A 19642-nucleotide genomic window follows, 5' to 3' on the forward strand; every position below is an offset into this window, starting at 1 on the left:
ATCTGCTGCATAACGTGATGATCGGAGCTTGAGTGATGCAGGACCTGTCCCCCCGCGCTGCGGATCTGTTGGCGCAACGCCTCTATGAGGCTGGATGCCGCCATGCCTTTGGCATGCCGGGCGGTGAGGTTCTGACGTTGGTGGACGCTTTGGAGCAGGCGGGGATCACCTTCCATCTGGCCAAACACGAGAACTCCGCCGGTTTCATGGCCGAGGCCGTCCACCACCGCGATGGCGCGCCCGCGATTCTGGTGGCCACGCTGGGGCCCGGTGCGATGAATGGAATCAACGTGGTCGCCAACGCGCTGCAGGACCGGGTGCCGATGATCGTGCTGACCGGCTGCGTCGACGCGGATGAGGCGCTGACCTACACCCATCAGGTAATGGACCACGCGCAGGTCTATCGCTCGATCACCAAGGGTACGTTCATGCTGACCGCAGAAGGTGCTGATATCATTGCTGACAAGGCCGTATCGCTGGCCAACCAGCCGCGACCCGGCCCGGTCCATATCGACGTGCCGATTTCAGTCGCCGATACCCGCGTGACGAATGTGAAACGCCGCCGTCTGGCCAAAGTCGCCCCCGTCGCGCCCGAAGGTGAATGTCTGGAGAAAGCCCGCCGCTGGGTGGCCGAGGCCGAGCGGCCCATCGCGATTGTCGGTCTGGACGTGCTCTATGACGACTCGCGCTCGGTGGTGCAGGCGTTTCTGGAACATTTCAGCATTCCCTTCGTGACCACCTACAAGGCCAAAGGCGTGGTGCCCGAGGATCATCCGTTATGTCTGGGTGGCGCGGGGCTGTCACCGCTGGCCGACAAACATCTGGTACCGCTGGTCGAACAGGCCGATCTGGTGCTGTGTCTGGGCTACGACCCCATCGAAATGCGCCCCGGCTGGCGCGAGATCTGGGACCCCGAAACCAAGCGCGTCATCGATATCTCGGCGGTGGTCAACGATCACTATATGCACCAGTCGGGGCTCAATCTGGTTGCCGACACTGGCGCAACTCTTGAGGCTATAGCCAAGGGCAACCCGGCCCGGGCGACGTGGCCGGGCGGCGAACCTGGGCAGGTCAAGGCCGCATTGGCACAGGCCTTTCCGACGGATGAAGACTGGGGACCAGCAGCGATCATCGCCGAGACCCGCGCCGCCCTGCCGCCCGAAACGCTGGCCACCGCCGACAGTGGCGCGCATCGCATTCTTCTCAGCCAGATGTGGCAATGCACCGAAGAGCGCGGGCTGATCCAGTCCTCGGCGCTGTGCACCATGGGCTGCGCGGCGCCGATGGCGATCGGTCTGAAACTGGCCGAACCCGACCGCCCCGTGATCAGCTTTTCGGGCGATGCCGGGTTCCTGATGGTCGCCGGAGAGTTGTCGACCGCCGCCGAGCTGGGCGGCAACCCCATCTTTCTGGTCTTTGTCGACGCCAGCCTTGCGCTGATCGAGCTAAAGCAACGCCAGCGCCAGATGGGCAATCGCGGGGTGGATTTCGACCGTCACGACTTTGCGGCCATGGGCCGCGCCTTTGGCGGCTATGGCCACACTGTGCGCACTAGGTCCGAGTTGCGCTCTGCGCTGGAAGATGCTGTAAAAGCGGACAAATTCACCGTGATTGCAGCAGAGATCGAGCGTGGAGGATATGATGGCCGCATCTGAGGGACCGCTGAAAGGCGTCAAGGTTCTGGACCTGTCACGTATTCTCGCGGGGCCGACCTGTACGCAGTTGCTGGGCGATCTTGGTGCAACGGTCATCAAGATCGAAAACCCCGCCACCGGAGGGGACGATACGCGGCAATGGGGCCCGCCCTATGTCGAGGACGCAGACGGCAACCGATCTGACCTGAGCGCCTATTTCATGTCCTCGAACCGCAACAAGAAATCCGTGGCCTTGGACATTGCAACCTCCGAAGGTCAGGCGGAAATCCGGCGGTTGGCGGCCCATGCGGATATCCTGATCGAGAATTTCAAACCCGGCGGGTTGGCGAAATATGGGCTCGACTATGCCACTCTTTCGCAAGAATTTCCGGGCCTCGTCTATTGTTCTATATCGGGCTATGGGCAAACCGGACCAAATGCCAGCAAGCCCGGTTATGACCTGATGGCGCAAGGCTATGGTGGCGTCATGTCTTTGACTGGCGACCCCGATGGAGCGCCGATGAAGGTCGGCGTCGGCATCGCCGACGTGATGTGCGGCATGTATGCCTGTGTTGGAATCCTTGCCGCGCTGCGCCACCGCGACCGGACTGGTGAAGGTCAGCAGATCGATCTGGCGCTGGTCGACGCGCAGGTCGCGTGGCTGATCAATGAGGGCGTGAACTATCTGACGTCAGGCGATGTGCCTCAGCGGCGCGGAAACGGGCACCCGAACATCGTGCCCTATGATGTCTACCAGACAGCGGATGGGCATGTGATTCTGGCCGTTGGAAATGACAGTCAGTTCAGACGCTTCTGCGGCTTCATCAAACGCCCCGATTTGCCCGATGATCCGCGTTTCGCCACCAACCCGGCGCGATTGGAACATCGCGATGCCCTGAACGCTATTCTGCGCCCCGCCGTACAGATGCTGGATACCGAAACCGTCATCGACGGTCTGGAAACGCTGAAAGTCCCTGTCGGGCCGGTGCAGACGCTGGATCAGGTCTTTGCCAGCGATCAGGTCGCCGCGCGGGACATGCAGATTTCGATGCAGGCCGAACCGGGCCCGGTCAATCTGGTCGGGAATCCTCTGAACCTGTCGCGTACACCTGTAACATATCGCAGCGCACCCCCGGTCTGCGGGGCCGATACCGACGCGGTTCTGAACGCCAAAAATCCCTTCGAGGATTGAAACACTCCGCCTAATTCGGCGGCAAGTTGCTGAAACATGCCCTTGAATCGGCGGTTTTTTCATTTTTTGCCCACACGGGCTTTCACCAATTCGAGAGCAGGGTCGATACTGTTACGACCCGCATACACTCTCTGCTAAGTCGTAGAGTGTAAAAATCGCAACCAGATTGGACCCGAGCATGAAACAAGACGTTTTTGGACAGATGAACACCCTGAGCCTGCCGGCAAGTGTCGAGGCCTGGAATGGTGTTCTGCTCGGGTTCATGGCGCACGCGGCTGTTACACCTCAGCATCTGGGTAAGGTGCTCGAGCTTGAGCCCGATTTTGCGCTGGGTCATGCGGTCAAGGGTTTGTTCATGGTTCTGCTGGGTCGGCGCGAGATGATCCCAGTCGCGACCGAGGCGCTGAATGCAGCCAATGCGGCGATGGAACGGCAGCCGGTCTCGGCGCGCGAAAGGCTCTATGTTGAGGCGCTGGCGCTGTATATGGCTGACCTGCCTTCGCAGGCGGTGCAGAAATTCGAAGAGGTTCTGCGCGCCCACCCCACCGATACGCTGGCGATGAAGCTCAGCCATGCCACCCGGTTTGTTCTGGGCGACGCGCAGGGGATGCGCCGATCGATTGAACGTGTGATGCCCGCCTATGAACCTGATCACGCCGGTCGCGGTTACCTGCTGGGCTGTCATTCCTTCGCGCTTGAGGAAACCGGCGCTTATGAGAAGGCCGAGATCGCCGGGCGTCAGGCGCTGTGGATGGTCTCGGACGACGCTTGGGGCCTGCACGCCGTTGCGCATGTGCATGAAATGACGGGCAACGCGCAGCTGGGTCTGGACTGGCTGGCGGGGCGCGAGGATGCCTGGGCGCATTGCAACAACTTCCGCTATCACGTCTGGTGGCACAAGGCGCTGATGCACCTGGACCTGGGTCAGGTCGATCAGGTGATGGCGCTTTATGATCACCACATCCGTCAGGATAAAACTGACGATTACCGCGATATATCAAATGCCACCTCGCTGCTGTCGCGGCTCGAGCTTGAGGGTGTGGATGTGGGCGACCGCTGGGAAGAACTGGCGGACCTTAGCGCTGCGCGCACCGAAGATGGCTGCCTGATCTTTGCCGATCTGCATTACCTGCTGGCCCTGACCGGCGACAATCGTTCGGACGCGACCGGCAAGATGTTGCAGCGCATCCAGAAAGACGCCCAGCGCAATCAGGGCGACACGCCCATTCGCATGTCCGACCCGGGCATTGCCGCCGCCAAGGGGCTTGAGGCCTTTGGTGACGGTTTGTACGGCCAAGCCTTTGATTTCCTGTCGAATGCGCGCGGCGGGATGCAACTTGCGGGTGGCAGCCACGCCCAACGTGATGTATTCGAGCGCATCACAATTGATTCCGGCCTGCGCGCCGGCCGTCTGGATGAGGTCGAGCACATCCTGGATGACCGCCGCGCCAAGCGTGCGGGTGGCGAAGACAACTATGCCCTCGCCCGCCGCGCTCTGATCGAGGCCGCACGCGACAGCGGTGACGCACAAAGCGTCCCAGCCGAATAACAACAAAAAAGACCAAGAAGGACAGAACTGTATGGCGACTGCATCGCCCGCTTCTGATTTTGCTCCGGTGGCTTCTGCGACAGCCACCCCTGCCCGTACGCGCGATCCGCGTCTGGACTTCTATCGCGGCATCGCGATGTTCATCATCCTGATCGCTCATATCCCCAACGACCCATGGGCCAAGTGGATCCCCGCCCGTTTCGGGTTTTCGGACGCGACCGAGATTTTTGTGTTCTGCTCGGGCATGGCCTCGGCCATTGCCTTTGGCGGTGCGTTCATGCGCAGGGGATGGTGGATGGGCACCGCCCGCGTGACGTTCCGCATCTGGCAGGTCTATTGGGCCCATATCTGCCTGTTCTTCTTTGTTGCCATGTCCATGGCTGCGCTGAACGAAAGCGGGTTGTTCGAGAAAAACTATATTGCCTCTCTGAACTTGCAGCATTTCTTCAACGATCCGGCCTCGCAGATCGTGGGGCTGTTCACCCTGACCTATGTGCCGAACTACTTTGACATCCTGCCGATGTATCTGGTGGTTCTGGCGATGATGCCGCTGTTCATGGGTCTCTACCGCATCGGATTCTGGGCTGTTGCAGCGGCTTCGGTCGCGATCTGGCTGGTGGCGCAGACAGGTGTATTGGCCCTGCCGGCCGAGCCGTGGTCGGATCGTCAGTGGTTCTTCAACCCGTTTGGCTGGCAATTGCTGTTCTTCACAGGCTTTGCCTTCATGCGCGGATGGATCCCGGCCCCTCCGGTGTCGAAAACCCTGATCTGGGCGGCGGCGCTGTTCCTGATCTTCTCGATGCCGTTTGGGTCGTGGAAAGTGTTCACCTGGATCAATGCTGCAGCGCCCGATCTGGCGGATGAAATCCGCAAGGTCTGGCCAATCACGAAGGAATTCCGCGACAAGACCGACTTTGGCCTGTTCCGGTATCTGCACTTCCTGTCACTGGCCTATCTGGGCTGGGTCGTCGCCGGTGAGCACGGCCATCGCCTGATCGCCACCGGCCATGGCGCGGCAGCGCGGGTCTGGCAGGGCTTGCTGACCGTGATCACCAAAGTGGGTCAGCAATCGCTCGCGGTATTCGTATTTTCTATGGCAGCAGCAAGGCTTATCGGCGTCGGACTGGACCTGAGTGGGCGGGATGTTGCCAGTGTCTTTGTCGCTAACATGATTGGCTTTGCCATGATCATCGGCGTGGCTTATCTGGCCGCTTGGTTCAAGTCTCAACCCTGGAAATCGAAGAAATGAATTTTACCCGCCGCGCATTTCTCGCCTCATCAACGGCTCTGGCCTTTGCCCCGGCTGCCTATGCAACAGGCGGAGAGAGCCCGTTCAGCCGTGATGACGTCATCGCCATGGCCCGCGATCTGGCCAGCCGCGACTATGCCGAGCGTGAGATGGTCCCGCAGGAATGGCAGGATCTGACGTACCAGCAATACCGATCCATCCGGTTCCGGCTGGACCGTGCGCTCTGGTACGAGACTGAGACCCCTTTCAACGTCGATTTCTTCACACCGGGCCTGTACTTCCCACGCACCGTCAAGGTGCACACGGTCGAAGATGGTGTGACTACGCCAGTCAGTTTCGATCTGGCGATGTTCGACAAATCCGAAGACGTGCCCAAGCTGCCGATCGACGACACGCTGGGCTTTTCCGGCCTGCGCCTGCGCACCGAAATGCACCGACCGGGTGAGACCGATGAATTCTGCGTCTGGCAAGGGGCCAGCTATTTCCGCGCCATTGGTCTGCATGAGGTTTATGGCCTATCGGCCCGTGGTCTGGCGCTTAAAACCGGCGACCCGGATGGTGAAGAATTCCCCGAATTCATCCGCTTCTGGCTGGAGCGTCCCAAACCGGGTCAGCGCAACATGATCGTGCATGCCCTGATGGACAGCCCCAGCGTCACCGGGGCCTACCGCTTCAATGTCACCGCCGGAGCAGACTGCGTGATGGATGTCGAAGCGACGCTGTTTCCGCGCACCGAACTGCCCCATGTCGGCATCGCGCCCGGCACGTCAATGTTCCTTTTCGACCAGACCAACCACAGCCGGTTCGACGATTTCCGCCCCGCCGTCCACGACAGCGACGGCCTGCTGATCCGCAACGGTGCCGGAGAAGTCCTGTGGCGACCGTTGGCCAACCCGACCCGTCTGCAAATCTCGTCTTTCGTCGACACCAACCCGCGCGGCTTTGGCCTGATGCAGCGGAAACGCAAGTTCTCGGACTATGCGGACCTTGAGGCGAATTATCACAAACGCCCGGGCCTTTGGGTTGAACCCAATGGCGATTGGGGCAAAGGTACCGTCACGTTGGTCGAGATCCCTGCGGATCAGGAGATCTATGACAACATCGTCGCCTATTGGCGCCCGATGGAGCCCTACGCCGCAGGCAGTCAGATTGACCTGTCCTATCGCCTGATCTGGGGCGAGGAACCTCAGCGCACGCCGATGCCGCGCGTGATCAACACCGCCATGGGTGACAATACGTTCGGCGAGGGTCGTCTGGCCGTGATCGATTTCGAAGACAGCGAATTGTTCGAAGACCCCGAGGCCATCAGCATTTTTGTTGACTCGCCCCATGCCGAAACCTCTGACGGTGTGCTGCAGCGCAACCCGGATACCGGCGGTCTGCGGCTGGCGTTCTCGTTCGAGCCGGGGGACCGCACCTATGTGGAGCTGCGCGCGCAGCTTCTGAAAGACAAACAACCGGCCTCTGAGGTCTGGCTTTACCGTTGGACCACATGAGCCGCGATCTGCATATCATGCCGCCCGAGGCCCCTCTGGCGATGCCGGCGCAGAACTTCGCGCAGGGCTTCCGCGATGCCCAGGTGCCTGCAGGGGGTCGTAAGCCCGCGTCCGGGTTCTGGCGTGCGCTGGCCTTTTCGCCCGCAATGGCGGCGGCTCTGGGTCTGCTCTGGGTCATGTCCGACTGGTTCAGTGCCGAAGGGATCAATCTGGTCGAAGGCATTCTGCTGACGCTGATCTCGTTCAACTTCTTCTGGATTTCCTTCACGGTCTGCACTGTGCTGCTGGGGATGATCTCGCTGTCCCGGCAAGAGCAGCCCAAGCGCGAAACCCGCCCGCAACCCCTGCGCGTGGCGCTTTTGACGCCGGTCTACAACGAGGTGCCGTGGAACGTGCTGGGCAACGCCCGCACGATGCTGGAAGACCTGCAGAAACGCGGCGGTCAGCACCACTATGCCATGTTCATCCTGTCCGACACGCGAGACCCCGAGATCGCCGCGCAGGAACAGGCCAGCGTCGAGGCGCTGCGAACCACGTTGGCCCCCGGTCTGGAACTCTACTACCGCCGCCGTCCTGAGAACACGGACCGCAAAGTTGGCAACATCGCCGATTGGGTCAGCCGCTGGGGCGCGGATTGGGATGCGATGCTTGTGCTGGATGCCGACAGCCTGATGACCGGCCGCGCAATCAGCCGCCTGACCGACGCGCTGGCGCGCGATCCTCGCGCAGGCCTGATCCAGAGCTATCCACAATTGATCGGTGCGCAATCGGTCTTTGCCCGGATGCAGCAGTTCGCCAATGGTGTCTATGGCATCGCCTTCGCCGAGGGCCTCGCGCGTTGGTGCGGGCAAGAGGGCAACTATTGGGGCCACAACGCCATCATCCGCACTCGCGCCTTTGCCTCCAGCGCAGGCCTGCCCAAGTTGAGATCGCTGGGCGGGCAGGACAAGCTGATCATGAGCCACGATTTTGTCGAGGCCGGTCTGTTGCGCCGTGCCGGATGGGCCGTGCGTTTCCTGCCGCGCATCCGCGGGTCCTATGAAGAGACACCGCCCACCCTTATCGACCACGCCATGCGCGACCGCCGCTGGTGTCAGGGCAACCTGCAGCACCTTAAACTGCTGGGCTCGACCGGGTTCCGCGCTGTGTCACGCTTCCATATGTTCCACGGCGCGGTCGGCTATCTGATGTCGCCGCTGTGGTTCGCGCTGCTGGTGATGTGGGCGCTGATCGGTCAGGGCGAGGATGCCTCGGTCCTGCACTATTTCAGCCCGGACAACCCGCTGTTCCCGCAATGGCCCGAGATGTCCGAGACGCGCCATGTGCTGATCATTCTGGTAATGTACGCGATGCTGCTTGCGCCCAAGGTTCTGGGCGTGGCGGCCCTGCCCCTCAGCGGTGTGCGCTATTCTGATTTCGGCGGCACACGCAAGTTCTTCACCTCGTTCCTGTCCGAAGTCATTTTGTCGATTCTCTATGCCCCGATCCTGATGGTGCAGCAGATGATCGCCGTGTTCCGCACCGCCTTGGGCCTGCAAAAGGGCTGGTCGCCGCAGGCGCGCGATGGCGGCAGTTATGGGCTGCGCACATTGATCCTGTGCCACACGCTGGAAACCATCAGCGGTGTCGCGCTGAGCGTTGGTATCCTCGCCGGTCTGGTCTCGGTCTGGCTGGCCCCGATTGCAATCAGCCTTGCGCTGGCCATCCCGCTCTCGGCGCTCAGCGGTGTGTCGGCGGGCGCCGCGCGCCGCATGGTCGGGATGCGCGAAGATGTCAGCGAGCCCGCCATCACCCGCTCGGCACGGCGGTATCGGGATGAGTTGAAGCGCCTGATCGAAGGCAAGGGCATTGTCACCCCGGCCGAGTAATCAGCCGCCCGGCAACCTTTCGTACCAGTCCACCATCATATCAGCCCACCCCTGCGGCACAGTATGTCCGCCGGGGAACAGCGCGAATTCCAGCGCGCTGCCTTCGGCGCACCCCATCCAGTTACGCCGCAGAAACTGACCTGTGGTCGAAAACCCGCTGGGTTTGGTATCGACACATTCATTGGCGACCCGCCAGATTTCCAGACCGGCGAAAATATCACCCTGATGAAACCGGCCACCGCCCAAAAGCCGGCCTTCCAGTGGTACAACATTGTCGGTCCAGCCATGGGTGTGGAACATGCGCACCGGTCCTGCGCAATCCTCGGGGTGCGGACGCCAGAAACCGCCTGACACCGGCACATAGGCCGAGAAGGTCTCGGGCGCTTCACAGGCGAGATAATTGACCATGAAGCCACCTGCCGAGAAGCCGCCCAGAACAACGCGGTCGCTGTCGATGCCGAACCGTGCAGCCGCGTCTTCGACCGCTTCGCTTAGAAATGCGGTTTCATCACGCTCGCCGAAGCCCGGATAGAAGTTCCAGCTTTTGGTGCCGCCCCGGTCGGGTCGCTCCAGCCCCTCGGGCGCCATAACGGCATAGCCGCGGTCAAGTAACGGATCGACCATGCGGCGATTGTTCATGGTGCCGCTGCCACTGCCACCATATCCGTGCAGGAACACCACCAAGGGCGGGTTGTCTGCATCAGGCAGTTCGATGTGATATTCACCAGACCCTGTCCCACAGGTCCCCTCGTCCGGACCGCAAGCAGCGGCTGCCTGTTGCCCCGCAAGCGCCAAACAGAAAGACATCCAATACAGCTTATTCATCACGTACCCTCAGCGAAAACTTCGACCGGAAGCCCGGCGCGCACCCACCCCGGCCCTGCAGCCGATCCAAGCATACCCTCAGGCACGTCGATGATGTTTGTAAACCCTGCCTCGGTCAGACGGTTGCTCAGCCGGGCCGAGCGCACGCCGCGCGCACAGATCAATGCGACAGGGGCCGAGGTATCTCCGCCGGTCAGTTGCATCAACGCGGATACGAAATCCGCGCGGCGCATATCCAGCGGCCGCGCGCCCTCGCCTATGCCGGTTGAGCGCCACTCGCGCGGGGTGCGGATATCGACCAACAGCACCTCACCGGAGACAGCCTTGGCATGGGCCTCGGCAACCTGCAACTGACCGCCGGCATAATCCTGCGGGGTCAAAAGGTACTCACGGGCGGCAAATCCCGCTGCGATGGCAACGCCGCCGCCCAGCAAAACCCATCTGCGGGTTCTATTTTGTGCGACCACCATGCCGCCTCCCTCTGCCGTGACGGTTTGTTTTAACACAGGGCAAATCGCGACGCTGTCGGGAAATCAGACACCCGGATCAAGTTCGCGTCATTATCACGCAGGTAAATCACATTTAATATGTACCTTTTAGAACCTTTCAAAACCTTGCAATTTCCGAGCAGTCAATAAATTATCCCTAGTAATTCAGTCATCTTGACCGCACAGACCGGAGTATCGCACTTGTCCCTATTCCTTATCGCGGCCCTTCCCTTCCTCGGAGCTGTCTTTCCAGCCCTCCTGATACGGGCAGGACGAAACGCTGCAGCCTCGGCCGCCGGGTTGACCACCTTTCTGGCGTTGATGGGGCTGCTGATCCACATCCCCAGCGTCATGCGCGGAGATGTGGTGACCGCACGCTTTGACTGGATACCAGGCCTTGGTTTGAACGCGAATTTCATGCTGGACGGCCTGGGTTTTCTGTTCGCACTGCTGATCCTTGGGATTGGCCTGCTGATCATCCTCTATGCGCGGTTCTACCTGTCGCGCGAAGATCCGATGGGGCAGTTCTACACCTATCTGCTTCTGTTTCAGGGCGCGATGGTCGGGATCGTTCTGTCCGACAACATCCTGCTTCTGCTTATTTTCTGGGAACTTACGTCTCTCAGCTCATTCCTGCTGATCGGTTATTGGAAACATCTGCCCGAGGGGCGGCAAGGTGCGCGCATGGCACTGGCCGTCACCGGTTCAGGCGGTTTGGCGATGATCGCGGGGATGCTGATCCTCGGCAATATTGTGGGGTCCTATGACCTGAGCGTCATTCTACAGAACAAAGAACTGATCCAGGCCTCACCCTACTACTTGCCCGCGCTGATCCTGATTCTGCTGGGCTGTTTCACCAAGTCCGCTCAGTTCCCGTTCCACTTCTGGCTGCCGCACGCCATGGCCGCGCCAACCCCTGTCTCGGCCTATCTGCACTCGGCCACGATGGTGAAGGCCGGTCTGTTCCTGATGGCACGGATGTGGCCCGTTTTGGCGGGCACCGATGCGTGGTTCTATATTGTGGCCACGACGGGTCTGATCACCATGTTGCTGGGCGCGGTCATCGCGCTGTTCAAGGATGATCTCAAGGCGCTGCTGGCGTTTTCGACGGTCTCGCATCTGGGTCTGGTGACCATGCTGCTGGGCTTTGGCACCAAGTTCGCTGCCGTTGCCGCGGTGTTCCACATCATCAACCACGCAACGTTCAAAGCGGCCCTGTTCATGACCGCCGGGATCGTCGATCACGAGGCCGGAACGCGCGATATCAAACGACTGGGCGGGCTGCGCCACCTGATGCCGATCACCTTTACCATCGGCACCATCGCAGCCTTGTCGATGGCCGGTCTGCCACCGCTGAACGGGTTCCTGTCAAAAGAAATGATGCTTGAGGAAACCGTGCACACCACGTGGCTGAACACCCATTATCTGGTGCCCGGCCTGGCGCTGCTGGCGGCGCTGTTTTCAGCAGCCTATTCCTTCCGGTTCATCAGCCATGTGTTTCTGGGGGAAACGCGCGACGACTACCCGGCGCACCCGCATGACCCGCCTGTTGGCCTTTGGCTGGCCCCGGCTTTCCTTGTCGTGCTGGTGATCCTGATCGGCCTGTATTCGGCTGCCATCGTCGGCCCTCTGGTCGCGGTTGTGTCCAGCGCCGTGATCGGCGGCGAAAAGCTGCCCTATTACTCGCTGAAACTGTGGCACGGCTTTACGCCCGCGCTTTATATGTCCGTTGTCGCGACGCTTGGCGGCCTGTTTCTGCTGTCACTGCACAAGCGTGGGGATCAGATCTGGAACGCGCTGCCCCGTCCCGAAGCCAAGGTGATTTTCGAGGCACTCATAGCGGCGCTGACCCGCGCCAGCCGCTGGATCACGGACGAGTTGCACAACGGTGTCCTCAGCCGCTATGCGATCATCTTCGTCGCCTTCACCGTCGGGTTGGGCTATTATGCCTATTCCACCGGTACCATTGGCGTCGAAACGCGGGTGTCGCTGGAGCCCCAGATCATTCCGATCATCGGCTGGATCTGTCTGATTGTCGCGACGCTGGCGATCATGTGGTTCCATCGCAACCGTTTGCTGTCTCTGGTGCTGATCGGGGTGGTCGGCCTGATCGTTTCGATGGCCTTCAACTATCTTTCGGCCCCGGATCTGGCGCTGACGCAAATCTCGGTAGAAGTCGTCACGATGATCCTTCTCTTGCTGTCGCTGAACTTCTTGCCGACCGAGACCCCATGGGACAGCAGCGCGGCGCGGCGCTGGCGCGATGCCGCGATCTCGGTGATTGCGGGGATTGGCTCGGGCGCATTGATCTATGCGCTGATGATGCGGGATTTCGCCTTTCCGACGATCTCGGAATTCCATCTGGCCAATTCCTACAAAGGCGGTGGCGGCACCAATGTCGTAAACGTGATCCTCGTCGATTTCCGTGGCTTTGATACCTTTGGCGAGATCATCGTGCTGGGCATCGCCGCACTGATCATCTTTGCCCTGACCGAGGCGGTTCTGGGCACCAATGTTCGAAGCTATCTGTTGAACCGCAAACCGCATTGGCCGCAATCGGGGGATTCGCACCCGCTGATGATGGTCGTCGTCACCCGCGTGATGATGCCCATCGCGCTGATGGTCGGGGCCTATATCTTCTTCCGTGGCCACAACCAGCCCGGAGGTGGCTTTATCGCGGGCCTGATCGTCGCAATTGCGTTCCTGATGCAGTACATGGCCAGTGGCTATACCTGGGCGATCGAGCGACAAAGGTTCTACTACCACGGCACCATCGGCTGGGGCGTGCTGATTGCCGCAGCCACCGGTCTGGGCGCCTGGTTCAACGAACGTCCGTTCCTGACCAGCGATTTCGGCTATATCAACTGGCCGCCACTGGAAGAGTTCGAATGGGCGACCGCAATCCTGTTCGATACAGGCGTGTTCCTGGCCGTGCTGGGCGCGGTAATGCTGGCCCTAGACAGCCTGTCGCGGTTCGCCTGGCAGCCGGGCATGGCACAAGAATTCCCGATGGATATCAACCCGCTGCGGGATGACCCTCAGGACCAAGATAATGAGAAGGAGCAGGCCTGATGGAAGCGCTCGTAGCCTCTGCCGTAGGCGTCATGACCGCCGCCGGGATTTTCCTGATCCTGCGCCGCCGGACTTTCCCCGTGATCCTTGGCCTGTCGCTGATCACCTATGCAGTCAACGTGTTCCTGTTTGCGACCGGGCGGCTGGCCACAAATGCGCCCGCCGTTCTGAACAAATACGAAGACGTCCCGTATACCGATCCGCTGCCACAGGCGCTGGTGCTGACAGCCATTGTGATCTCGTTCGGGATGACGGCCGTGATCGTGATGATCGCGCTGTCGGCCTATCTGTCCTCAAAGGATGACCACATCGACATGAGCGCCAGCGACAGCGTGGACGCGCCGGGAGAAGACGCATGAATCACTGGATCGTTGCGCCGATCGTCCTGCCCGCGATCCTGGCCCCGTTCATCATCATGGTCCTGCGCTATCACCTGGACCTGCAGCGCATCTTCTCGGTCGCGGGCGTTTTCGGTCTGCTGGGCATTGCGCTGACGATTACCGCGCAAGCCGCCGGAGGAGAGGTTCAGGTCTACGAGCTTGGCAACTGGCCCGCCCCTTTCGGTATCGTCATGGTCCTGGACAAGCTATCGGCCATGATGGTGTTGCTGACCGCCCTTCTGGCCCTGCCCATTGTTCTGTATGCCATCGGGTCCGGCTGGGATGAACGCGGCAAACATTTCCACGCGCTGTTTCATTTTCAGCTTATGGGGGTCTGCGGCGCCTTCCTGACCGGCGACGCCTTCAACCTGTTTGTGTTCTTCGAGGTGCTGCTGATCGCCTCTTACGGGCTGATGACCCATGCAGGCGGCGCGGTGAGGCTGAAAGCTGGCGTACAATATGTGGCCTACAACCTGTTGGGCTCGACCCTGTTTCTGTTTGCTCTGGGCACGCTCTATGCTGTGACCGGGACGCTGAACATGGCCGATCTGGCTGTCCGTGTTGCCGAGATCCCTCCTGAGGACACCGCCTTGCTGCGGGTCGGCGCAGTTCTGCTGTTGCTGGTGTTCTGTATCAAGGCTGCAGTCCTGCCGCTGCATTTCTGGCTGCCCGCCAGCTATGCCAATGCCCCGCTGCCCGTGGCCGCCCTGTTCGCGATCATGACCAAAGTCGGAGCCTATTCGATCCTGCGCGTCTACACGCTGGTCTTCGGCCCAGAGGTCGCCGCCACCGATGGTCTGGTCGGAACGTGGCTGCAACCCGCAGCCCTGCTGACCCTGGCCGTCGGGGCGATCGGCATTCTGGGATCGCAGCACATCGCGCGGATGGTCGCCTTCTGCGCCATCGCCTCGATGGGCACATTGCTGATCGCGATCTCATTGTTCAATGAGGCGGCGACGGCGGCGGCGCTGTATTACATCTTCCACTCCACACTGGCGACAGCACTGATGTTCCTTGTCGCCGATATGGTGATGGAGCGCCGCGGCGGTGCCATCTCACCGACAGCCCCGATGGCGCAAACCGGGTTGATCTCGGCGCTGTTCTTCGTCGGCGCGATTGCCATGGCGGGTATGCCGCCGTTATCGGGTTTCATCGGTAAGCTGCTGGTTCTGGACGCGTCACGCGGGGCCCCGGATGCCAACGCGGTCTGGGCGGTAATCCTGATCGGGTCCTTTGTCACCATCGTTGGACTGGCCCGCGCCGGGACTATGATCTTCTGGAAAAGCCACGATACGCAGCACAACCCTGCACCCGATCCCGAAGAAGATGCTGCACCAAAACACGCGCCCGAACCTCATCCGGGTCTCGCCTTTACGTCGGTGTTTGGCGCTGTTTTGGGTCTGGTGCTTCTGACGCTGTTTGCCGGTCCGGCGCTGGATTATGCCAGCGGCACCTCGGCGCAGCTTTTTGCGCCGGATGACTACATCTCGTCAGTGCTGGGAGGAGAACAATGAGAAAGCTTCTGCACCGCATATTTCCGCACCCTCATCTGACCTTTCTGCTGACATTTGTTTGGGTCCTGCTGGCCAATAACGGGTCCCTTAACTCGCTGGTCTTTGGGTTGCTGCTGGGCATCATCATTCCCTTCATCACCCAGCCCTATTGGCCCGACCGCCCCAAGCTGCGCAACTGGCCGATGGTAGCCGAATACATGCTGGTGGTTCTGTGGGATATCGTGATGGCCAACATCGCGGTCGCCCGGATCATCCTGTTCAAACGCGATGCGGATCGGCAGCCCGGCTTTGTCAGCGTCCCGCTAGAGTTGCGTACGCCCGAAGCCATTACCGTGCTGGCCGGAACCATCACCATGACCCCCGGTACCGTCAGTTGCGATCTGTCCGCGCAGGGGCATTGCCTGCTGGTTCACTGCCTGGACGCCCCCAAGCCCGAAGAGGTGCGCGACCAGATCAAGCAACGCTACGAACGCCGCCTGAAGGAGATTTTCGAATGATCACCTATGCGATTTACTTTGCCTTTGCCTGTTTCGGTACAGCCATCATGCTGTGCCTGTATCGGATCATCTCGGCCGAAGGCGTCGGCACCCGCGTTCTGGCACTGGACACGATGGTGATCAACACCATTGCGCTGTTGATCCTGTACGGGCTGAATGTCGAGACCGAGATATTCTTCGAATCCGCCATGATAATCGCCATGCTGGGCTTTGTTTCAACGGTGGCTTATGCGCGCTTTATGCTGCGCGGCAATATCATCGAGTGAGGGCGGCATGACATTCATCTTCGAACTGCTCATCGCCTTCTTCCTGATCGTCTCGGGCATTTTCGGTTTTGTCGGCTCGTTCGGTATGATCAAGCTGAAGGATCCCATGTCCCGACTGCACGCCCCGACCAAAGCGACCACGCTGGGGGTGGGCGGCGTCCTGTTGGCCTCGATCGCGCATTCGGTGCTGCTTGAGGGTAAACTGTCGCTGCACGAATTGCTGATCACGCTGTTTTTGTTCCTGACCGCGCCGATCACAGCCCTGTTCATTGCCAAATGGCACATTCACCGCCATGAAAAGCCCGGTGATCTGCCGGACGCGGGCGAGGATGAGCTTTGGGCTACCCACGCGGTCGAACAGGTCGAGGACGTCCCGGACCACAGCACGAACTGAGAGCCATGAAAACACCTCCGCTGCCCCTGACCCGCGATCTGGTTCTGATAGGCGGAGGCCACACCCACGCGCTACTGCTGCGCAAGTGGGGCATGAACCCGCTGCCCGGCGCACGGGTCACAGTGATCAATCCCGGCCCTACCGCGCCCTATTCCGGCATGCTGCCCGGCTTTGTCGCCGGTCACTATGAGCGGTGGGAGTTGGATATCGATCTGGTCCGTCTGGCGCGGTTTGCCGGTGCGCGCGTCATTCTGGGTGCAGTCGACGGGATTGACCCAGATGCGCGGCAGGTCCATGTGCCCGGTCGTCCGCCCGTGGCATTTGATGTCGCCTCGGTCAATGTGGGCATCACCTCGGACATGCCCGCCCTGCCCGGTTTTGCCGACCATGCGGTTCCGGCCAAACCGCTGGGACCGTTTGCGGCGCAATGGGCCAGTTATCTGGCCGGGTCCGGCCCGGCCTCGGTCGCTGTGATTGGCGGCGGCGTCGCGGGCGTCGAACTTGTCATGGCGATGGCGCACGCGCTGCGCAGCAAAGGGCGCAACGCACAGGTGACACTGATCGATAATGCCACGGCATTGACTGCGACGGTCCCAAAGGCCGCCGCCACGATCCGGCAGGCGATGGCGCAGTTGGGTGTTGAGGTTCTTGAACAGAGCACAATCCAACAGATCTCGGCGGGCCAGATCACCCTGAGTGACGGGCGCGAAATCCCTGCCGCGTTCATCACCGGGGCGGCCGGTGCGCGACCCTATGGCTGGATGGCCAGCAGCGGACTAGAGCTTCACGACGGCTATATACGCGCGAACGGCTATCTTCAGTCCAGCGACCCCGCAATTTTCGCCGCCGGAGACTGCGCCCACCTCTCGGAAAACCCACGCCCCAAGGCGGGCGTTTATGCGGTGCGTGAGGCTCCGGTGCTGTTCGACAATCTCAGGGCTGCCTTGGGCGCAGGCAGGATGCGCCGTTACACGCCGCAAAAGGACTATCTGAAGCTTATCTCGCTGGGTGGTAAATCCGCACTGGCCGAACGTCTGGGCACTTCGTTCAGCGGGCCGCTGATGTGGAAGTGGAAAAACCACATCGATCAGAGCTTTATGAACAGGTTCCGGGCGTTGCCAAAAATGCAGGCCCCCACCCTGCCCCGTCTACGTGCCGATGGAATGCACGAGGCACTGGGTGCCAAACCCATGTGCGGCGGTTGCGGCGCCAAGGTTGGACGCGAAGCATTACAGACTGCGTTGCGCGACTTACCAGCACCTGAGCGCGGGGACATAACGCCCCTACCCGGTGACGATGCCGCGCTGTTGAGCACAGGCGGGGCGCGGCAGGTGATGACCTCGGACCACCTGCGCAGCCTGAGCGATGACCCGGTTCTGATGACGCGGATCGCCGCGGTTCATGCGCTTGGCGATATCTGGGCCATGGGCGCACAGCCGCAGGCCGCGACCGCGACGCTTATCCTGCCACGGATGTCGGCAGAGTTGCAGCAACGCACACTGGCCGAAATCATGACCACTGCGGCCGAGGTTATGCGCGACGCCGGGGCCGAGATCGTTGGCGGCCACAGCTCGATGGGGGACGAAATGACCATCGGGTTTACGCTGACCGGCCTGTGCGACACCGATCCGATCACCCTGAGCGGCGCAAAACCCGGCGATGCTTTGATCCTGACCAAACCAATCGGCAGCGGTGTTTTGATGGCCGCCGAAATGGCCGGTGAGGCCGATGGCGACTGGGTTGCGGCAGCTTTCGCGCATATGACGCATCCACAGGCCACGGCCTCTCGCCTGCTGGGTGAGGCCCATGCGATGACCGATGTCACCGGTTTCGGCCTCGCAGGTCATTTGCAGGGGATGTGCGCCGCATCTGGTTGCGGCGCGACTCTGGATCTGAATGCAATTCCAGTGATGCAAGGCGCTTTGGACCTGAGCAAGCAAGGCGTCCGCTCGACCCTTTATGCAGACAACCGCGTGCTTACGCCCGAGCTACCGGAAGGGGGCAAAGCCGACTTGTTGTTCGATCCGCAAACTGCCGGCGGGCTGTTGGCCGCACTGCCCACCGACACAGCGACATCGATCTGTGCAGAGTTAAAGGCTGCGGGCTATCCGGCTGAGATCATCGGACATATGGATCAACAACCCGGTCTGCGCCTTCAAAGCTGATCCAACACCTGCGCAATGCGGTCCGCAGCAGCGGAAAGCCCCTTGTCATCCAAAGACAGGGCTTCAACCTCGGCACGGACCTCTGCCGTCTGCGCCCGACACGATTTTGCATAGGACGGATCGTAGTGCTGCTGCATCAATGCCCGCGTCAACCCCGGCTTGTCACCCGCATCGATCAGAGCCATCCAGCCATCGACAACGTCGTGACCCCGATGAGCGCGCAGCGGCGACAGGCGGTCGCGCAGTCGTGCTGCATCTGACAGGATATCTTCATAGGCCCTGAGCAGATATGCAGTACGCGCCTCGAGCGGCGCCGTGATCCGAATGCGCGACGCGCCGCACAACGCCCTCCAGACCACGGGCGGCAAGATCAAAGAGCCAATCTTGGACGACTCAGCCTCGACCACCACAGGCCGGTTCGGGTCGAGGCTGCAGAGCGCTTTGGCCAACGCCGATTCGAACGCCTTCTGGCTGGGTTGCCCGCCGGGTTTTTCGCCCAGCAACGATCCGCGGTGATTGGCCAGACCTTCGAGATCAAGAACTTGCACGCCTCGGGACTGAAGATAGCTCAGCAATTCAGTTTTTGCCGTACCGGTATAGCCGTCCAAAGCGACCAGACGATGCGGCAGCGGATCATCGTAAAGGTAGCGCTTCACCAGCCTGCGATAGGTGCGATAACCGCCGTCGACCACCTCGGCCCGCCAGCCGATTTGCTGCAGCATCCAGACAAATGAACCGGATCTTTGCCCACCGCGCCAGCAATAGACCAGAGGCCGCCAATCGCCTTCATGATGGCTCAGGCTGTTTTCTATATGGCTTGCGGCATTCCGAAACACGAGGGCAGCGCCCAGTTTTCGGGCCAGAAACGGGCTCTGCTGGACATAGATCGTGCCCACCCGCGCCCGTTCGTCATTGTCCAGCACCGGCAGGCTGATGGCACCGGGCAGATGATCTTCGGCGAACTCTGCCGGGCTGCGGACATCGATGATGCTGTCAAACGCATGGGCGTAAAGCTGCGGAAGATCGTTGAATTTAAGCGCCATTGCGTTGGCC

General features: G+C 61.0%; 16 protein-coding genes. 13 read left to right on the plus strand and 3 right to left on the minus strand.

The features are described 5' to 3' along the window. Positions 1–35: 35 nt before the first annotated feature. From ACR3EN_RS00720 to mdoH, 6 genes are all read left to right on the plus strand, one after another. Positions 36–1655, plus strand: coding sequence for a thiamine pyrophosphate-binding protein (locus ACR3EN_RS00720; protein WP_480819529.1), 1620 nt, complete (start codon positions 36–38; stop codon positions 1653–1655). Further along, positions 1642–2826: a CaiB/BaiF CoA transferase family protein gene (locus ACR3EN_RS00725; protein WP_480819528.1), complete on the plus strand. Its 1185-nt coding sequence runs from the start codon at positions 1642–1644 to the stop codon at positions 2824–2826. The genes ACR3EN_RS00720 and ACR3EN_RS00725 overlap by 14 nt, the downstream gene beginning before the upstream one ends. Before the next feature lie 178 nt (positions 2827–3004). Then, positions 3005–4375: a tetratricopeptide repeat protein gene (locus ACR3EN_RS00730; protein WP_480819527.1), complete on the plus strand. Its 1371-nt coding sequence runs from the start codon at positions 3005–3007 to the stop codon at positions 4373–4375. Positions 4376–4406: 31 nt separating this feature from the next. Then, entirely contained in the window at positions 4407–5624 is a 1218-nt protein-coding gene (locus ACR3EN_RS00735; protein WP_480819526.1) for an OpgC family protein, read from the plus strand. Further along, a complete protein-coding gene (locus ACR3EN_RS00740; RefSeq protein ID WP_480819525.1) occupies positions 5621–7120 on the plus strand; it encodes an OpgD/OpgG family glucan biosynthesis protein in 1500 nt (499 codons plus the stop codon). The genes ACR3EN_RS00735 and ACR3EN_RS00740 overlap by 4 nt, the downstream gene beginning before the upstream one ends. Beyond that, the gene (gene mdoH, locus ACR3EN_RS00745) at positions 7117–8988 is read left to right on the plus strand and encodes a glucans biosynthesis glucosyltransferase MdoH (RefSeq protein ID WP_480819524.1); all 1872 of its coding nucleotides are present in this window, start codon (positions 7117–7119) and stop codon (positions 8986–8988) included. Before ACR3EN_RS00740 ends, mdoH begins: the two co-directional genes overlap by 4 nt. Here mdoH and ACR3EN_RS00750 read toward each other — a convergent pair whose 3' ends face one another. Continuing rightward, positions 8989–9813, minus strand: coding sequence for a CE1 family esterase (locus tag ACR3EN_RS00750; RefSeq protein WP_480819523.1), 825 nt, complete (start codon positions 9811–9813; stop codon positions 8989–8991). After that, positions 9813–10283, minus strand: a complete 471-nt coding sequence (locus tag ACR3EN_RS00755) for a rhodanese-like domain-containing protein (RefSeq protein WP_480819522.1) — start codon at positions 10281–10283, stop codon at positions 9813–9815. The genes ACR3EN_RS00750 and ACR3EN_RS00755 overlap by 1 nt, the downstream gene beginning before the upstream one ends. Before the next feature lie 219 nt (positions 10284–10502). On the opposite strand from ACR3EN_RS00755, the gene ACR3EN_RS00760 reads away from it, so the two are divergent. Genes ACR3EN_RS00760 through selD form a run of 7 tightly spaced genes read left to right on the plus strand, consistent with a single transcriptional unit; the run spans position 10503 to position 18589 of the window. Next, on the plus strand, positions 10503–13373 hold the full coding sequence (locus tag ACR3EN_RS00760; protein ID WP_480819521.1) for a monovalent cation/H+ antiporter subunit A: 2871 nt from the start codon (positions 10503–10505) through the stop codon (positions 13371–13373). Further along, positions 13373–13732 carry a Na+/H+ antiporter subunit C gene (locus tag ACR3EN_RS00765; RefSeq protein ID WP_480819520.1) on the plus strand — a complete coding sequence of 120 codons (360 nt, stop codon included), beginning with the start codon at positions 13373–13375 and terminating at the stop codon, positions 13730–13732. The genes ACR3EN_RS00760 and ACR3EN_RS00765 overlap by 1 nt, the downstream gene beginning before the upstream one ends. Continuing rightward, positions 13729–15267 carry a monovalent cation/H+ antiporter subunit D gene (locus ACR3EN_RS00770; RefSeq protein ID WP_480819519.1) on the plus strand — a complete coding sequence of 513 codons (1539 nt, stop codon included), beginning with the start codon at positions 13729–13731 and terminating at the stop codon, positions 15265–15267. The genes ACR3EN_RS00765 and ACR3EN_RS00770 overlap by 4 nt, the downstream gene beginning before the upstream one ends. After that, positions 15264–15764 carry a Na+/H+ antiporter subunit E gene (locus ACR3EN_RS00775; RefSeq protein WP_480870205.1) on the plus strand — a complete coding sequence of 167 codons (501 nt, stop codon included), beginning with the start codon at positions 15264–15266 and terminating at the stop codon, positions 15762–15764. The genes ACR3EN_RS00770 and ACR3EN_RS00775 overlap by 4 nt, the downstream gene beginning before the upstream one ends. Beyond that, complete coding sequence (locus ACR3EN_RS00780) at positions 15761–16030, plus strand: K+/H+ antiporter subunit F (RefSeq protein ID WP_480819517.1); 270 nt, start codon at positions 15761–15763, stop codon at positions 16028–16030. Before ACR3EN_RS00775 ends, ACR3EN_RS00780 begins: the two co-directional genes overlap by 4 nt. A gap of 7 nt (positions 16031–16037) precedes the next feature. Beyond that, complete coding sequence (locus ACR3EN_RS00785; protein ID WP_480819516.1) at positions 16038–16424, plus strand: Na+/H+ antiporter subunit G; 387 nt, start codon at positions 16038–16040, stop codon at positions 16422–16424. A gap of 5 nt (positions 16425–16429) precedes the next feature. Beyond that, a complete protein-coding gene (gene selD, locus ACR3EN_RS00790) occupies positions 16430–18589 on the plus strand; it encodes a selenide, water dikinase SelD (protein ID WP_480819515.1) in 2160 nt (719 codons plus the stop codon). On the opposite strand, the gene mnmH is transcribed toward selD, so the two are convergent. After that, positions 18580–19632, minus strand: coding sequence for a tRNA 2-selenouridine(34) synthase MnmH (gene mnmH, locus ACR3EN_RS00795; RefSeq protein ID WP_480819514.1), 1053 nt, complete (start codon positions 19630–19632; stop codon positions 18580–18582). The two genes, selD and mnmH, sit on opposite strands and share 10 nt — an antisense overlap. Positions 19633–19642: the final 10 nt, after the last annotated feature.

The organism is Ruegeria sp. G7, from assembly GCF_056535465.1.

Bases quoted from the DNA above. Each gene is read 5' to 3' on its own strand.
- ACR3EN_RS00720 (WP_480819529.1), top strand. From the start codon at position 36: ATGCAGGACCTGTCCCCCCGCGCTGCGGATCTGTTGGCGCAACGCCTC.
- ACR3EN_RS00725 (WP_480819528.1), top strand. From the start codon at position 1,642: ATGGCCGCATCTGAGGGACCGCTGAAAGGCGTCAAGGTTCTGGACCTG.
- ACR3EN_RS00730 (WP_480819527.1), top strand. From the start codon at position 3,005: ATGAAACAAGACGTTTTTGGACAGATGAACACCCTGAGCCTGCCGGCA.
- ACR3EN_RS00735 (WP_480819526.1), top strand. From the start codon at position 4,407: ATGGCGACTGCATCGCCCGCTTCTGATTTTGCTCCGGTGGCTTCTGCG.
- ACR3EN_RS00740 (WP_480819525.1), top strand. From the start codon at position 5,621: ATGAATTTTACCCGCCGCGCATTTCTCGCCTCATCAACGGCTCTGGCC.
- mdoH (WP_480819524.1), top strand. From the start codon at position 7,117: ATGAGCCGCGATCTGCATATCATGCCGCCCGAGGCCCCTCTGGCGATG.
- ACR3EN_RS00750 (WP_480819523.1), bottom strand. From the start codon at position 9,813: ATGAATAAGCTGTATTGGATGTCTTTCTGTTTGGCGCTTGCGGGGCAA.
- ACR3EN_RS00755 (WP_480819522.1), bottom strand. From the start codon at position 10,283: ATGGTGGTCGCACAAAATAGAACCCGCAGATGGGTTTTGCTGGGCGGC.
- ACR3EN_RS00765 (WP_480819520.1), top strand. From the start codon at position 13,373: ATGGAAGCGCTCGTAGCCTCTGCCGTAGGCGTCATGACCGCCGCCGGG.
- ACR3EN_RS00770 (WP_480819519.1), top strand. From the start codon at position 13,729: ATGAATCACTGGATCGTTGCGCCGATCGTCCTGCCCGCGATCCTGGCC.
- ACR3EN_RS00775 (WP_480870205.1), top strand. From the start codon at position 15,264: ATGAGAAAGCTTCTGCACCGCATATTTCCGCACCCTCATCTGACCTTT.
- ACR3EN_RS00780 (WP_480819517.1), top strand. From the start codon at position 15,761: ATGATCACCTATGCGATTTACTTTGCCTTTGCCTGTTTCGGTACAGCC.
- ACR3EN_RS00785 (WP_480819516.1), top strand. From the start codon at position 16,038: ATGACATTCATCTTCGAACTGCTCATCGCCTTCTTCCTGATCGTCTCG.
- selD (WP_480819515.1), top strand. From the start codon at position 16,430: ATGAAAACACCTCCGCTGCCCCTGACCCGCGATCTGGTTCTGATAGGC.
- mnmH (WP_480819514.1), bottom strand. From the start codon at position 19,632: ATGGCGCTTAAATTCAACGATCTTCCGCAGCTTTACGCCCATGCGTTT.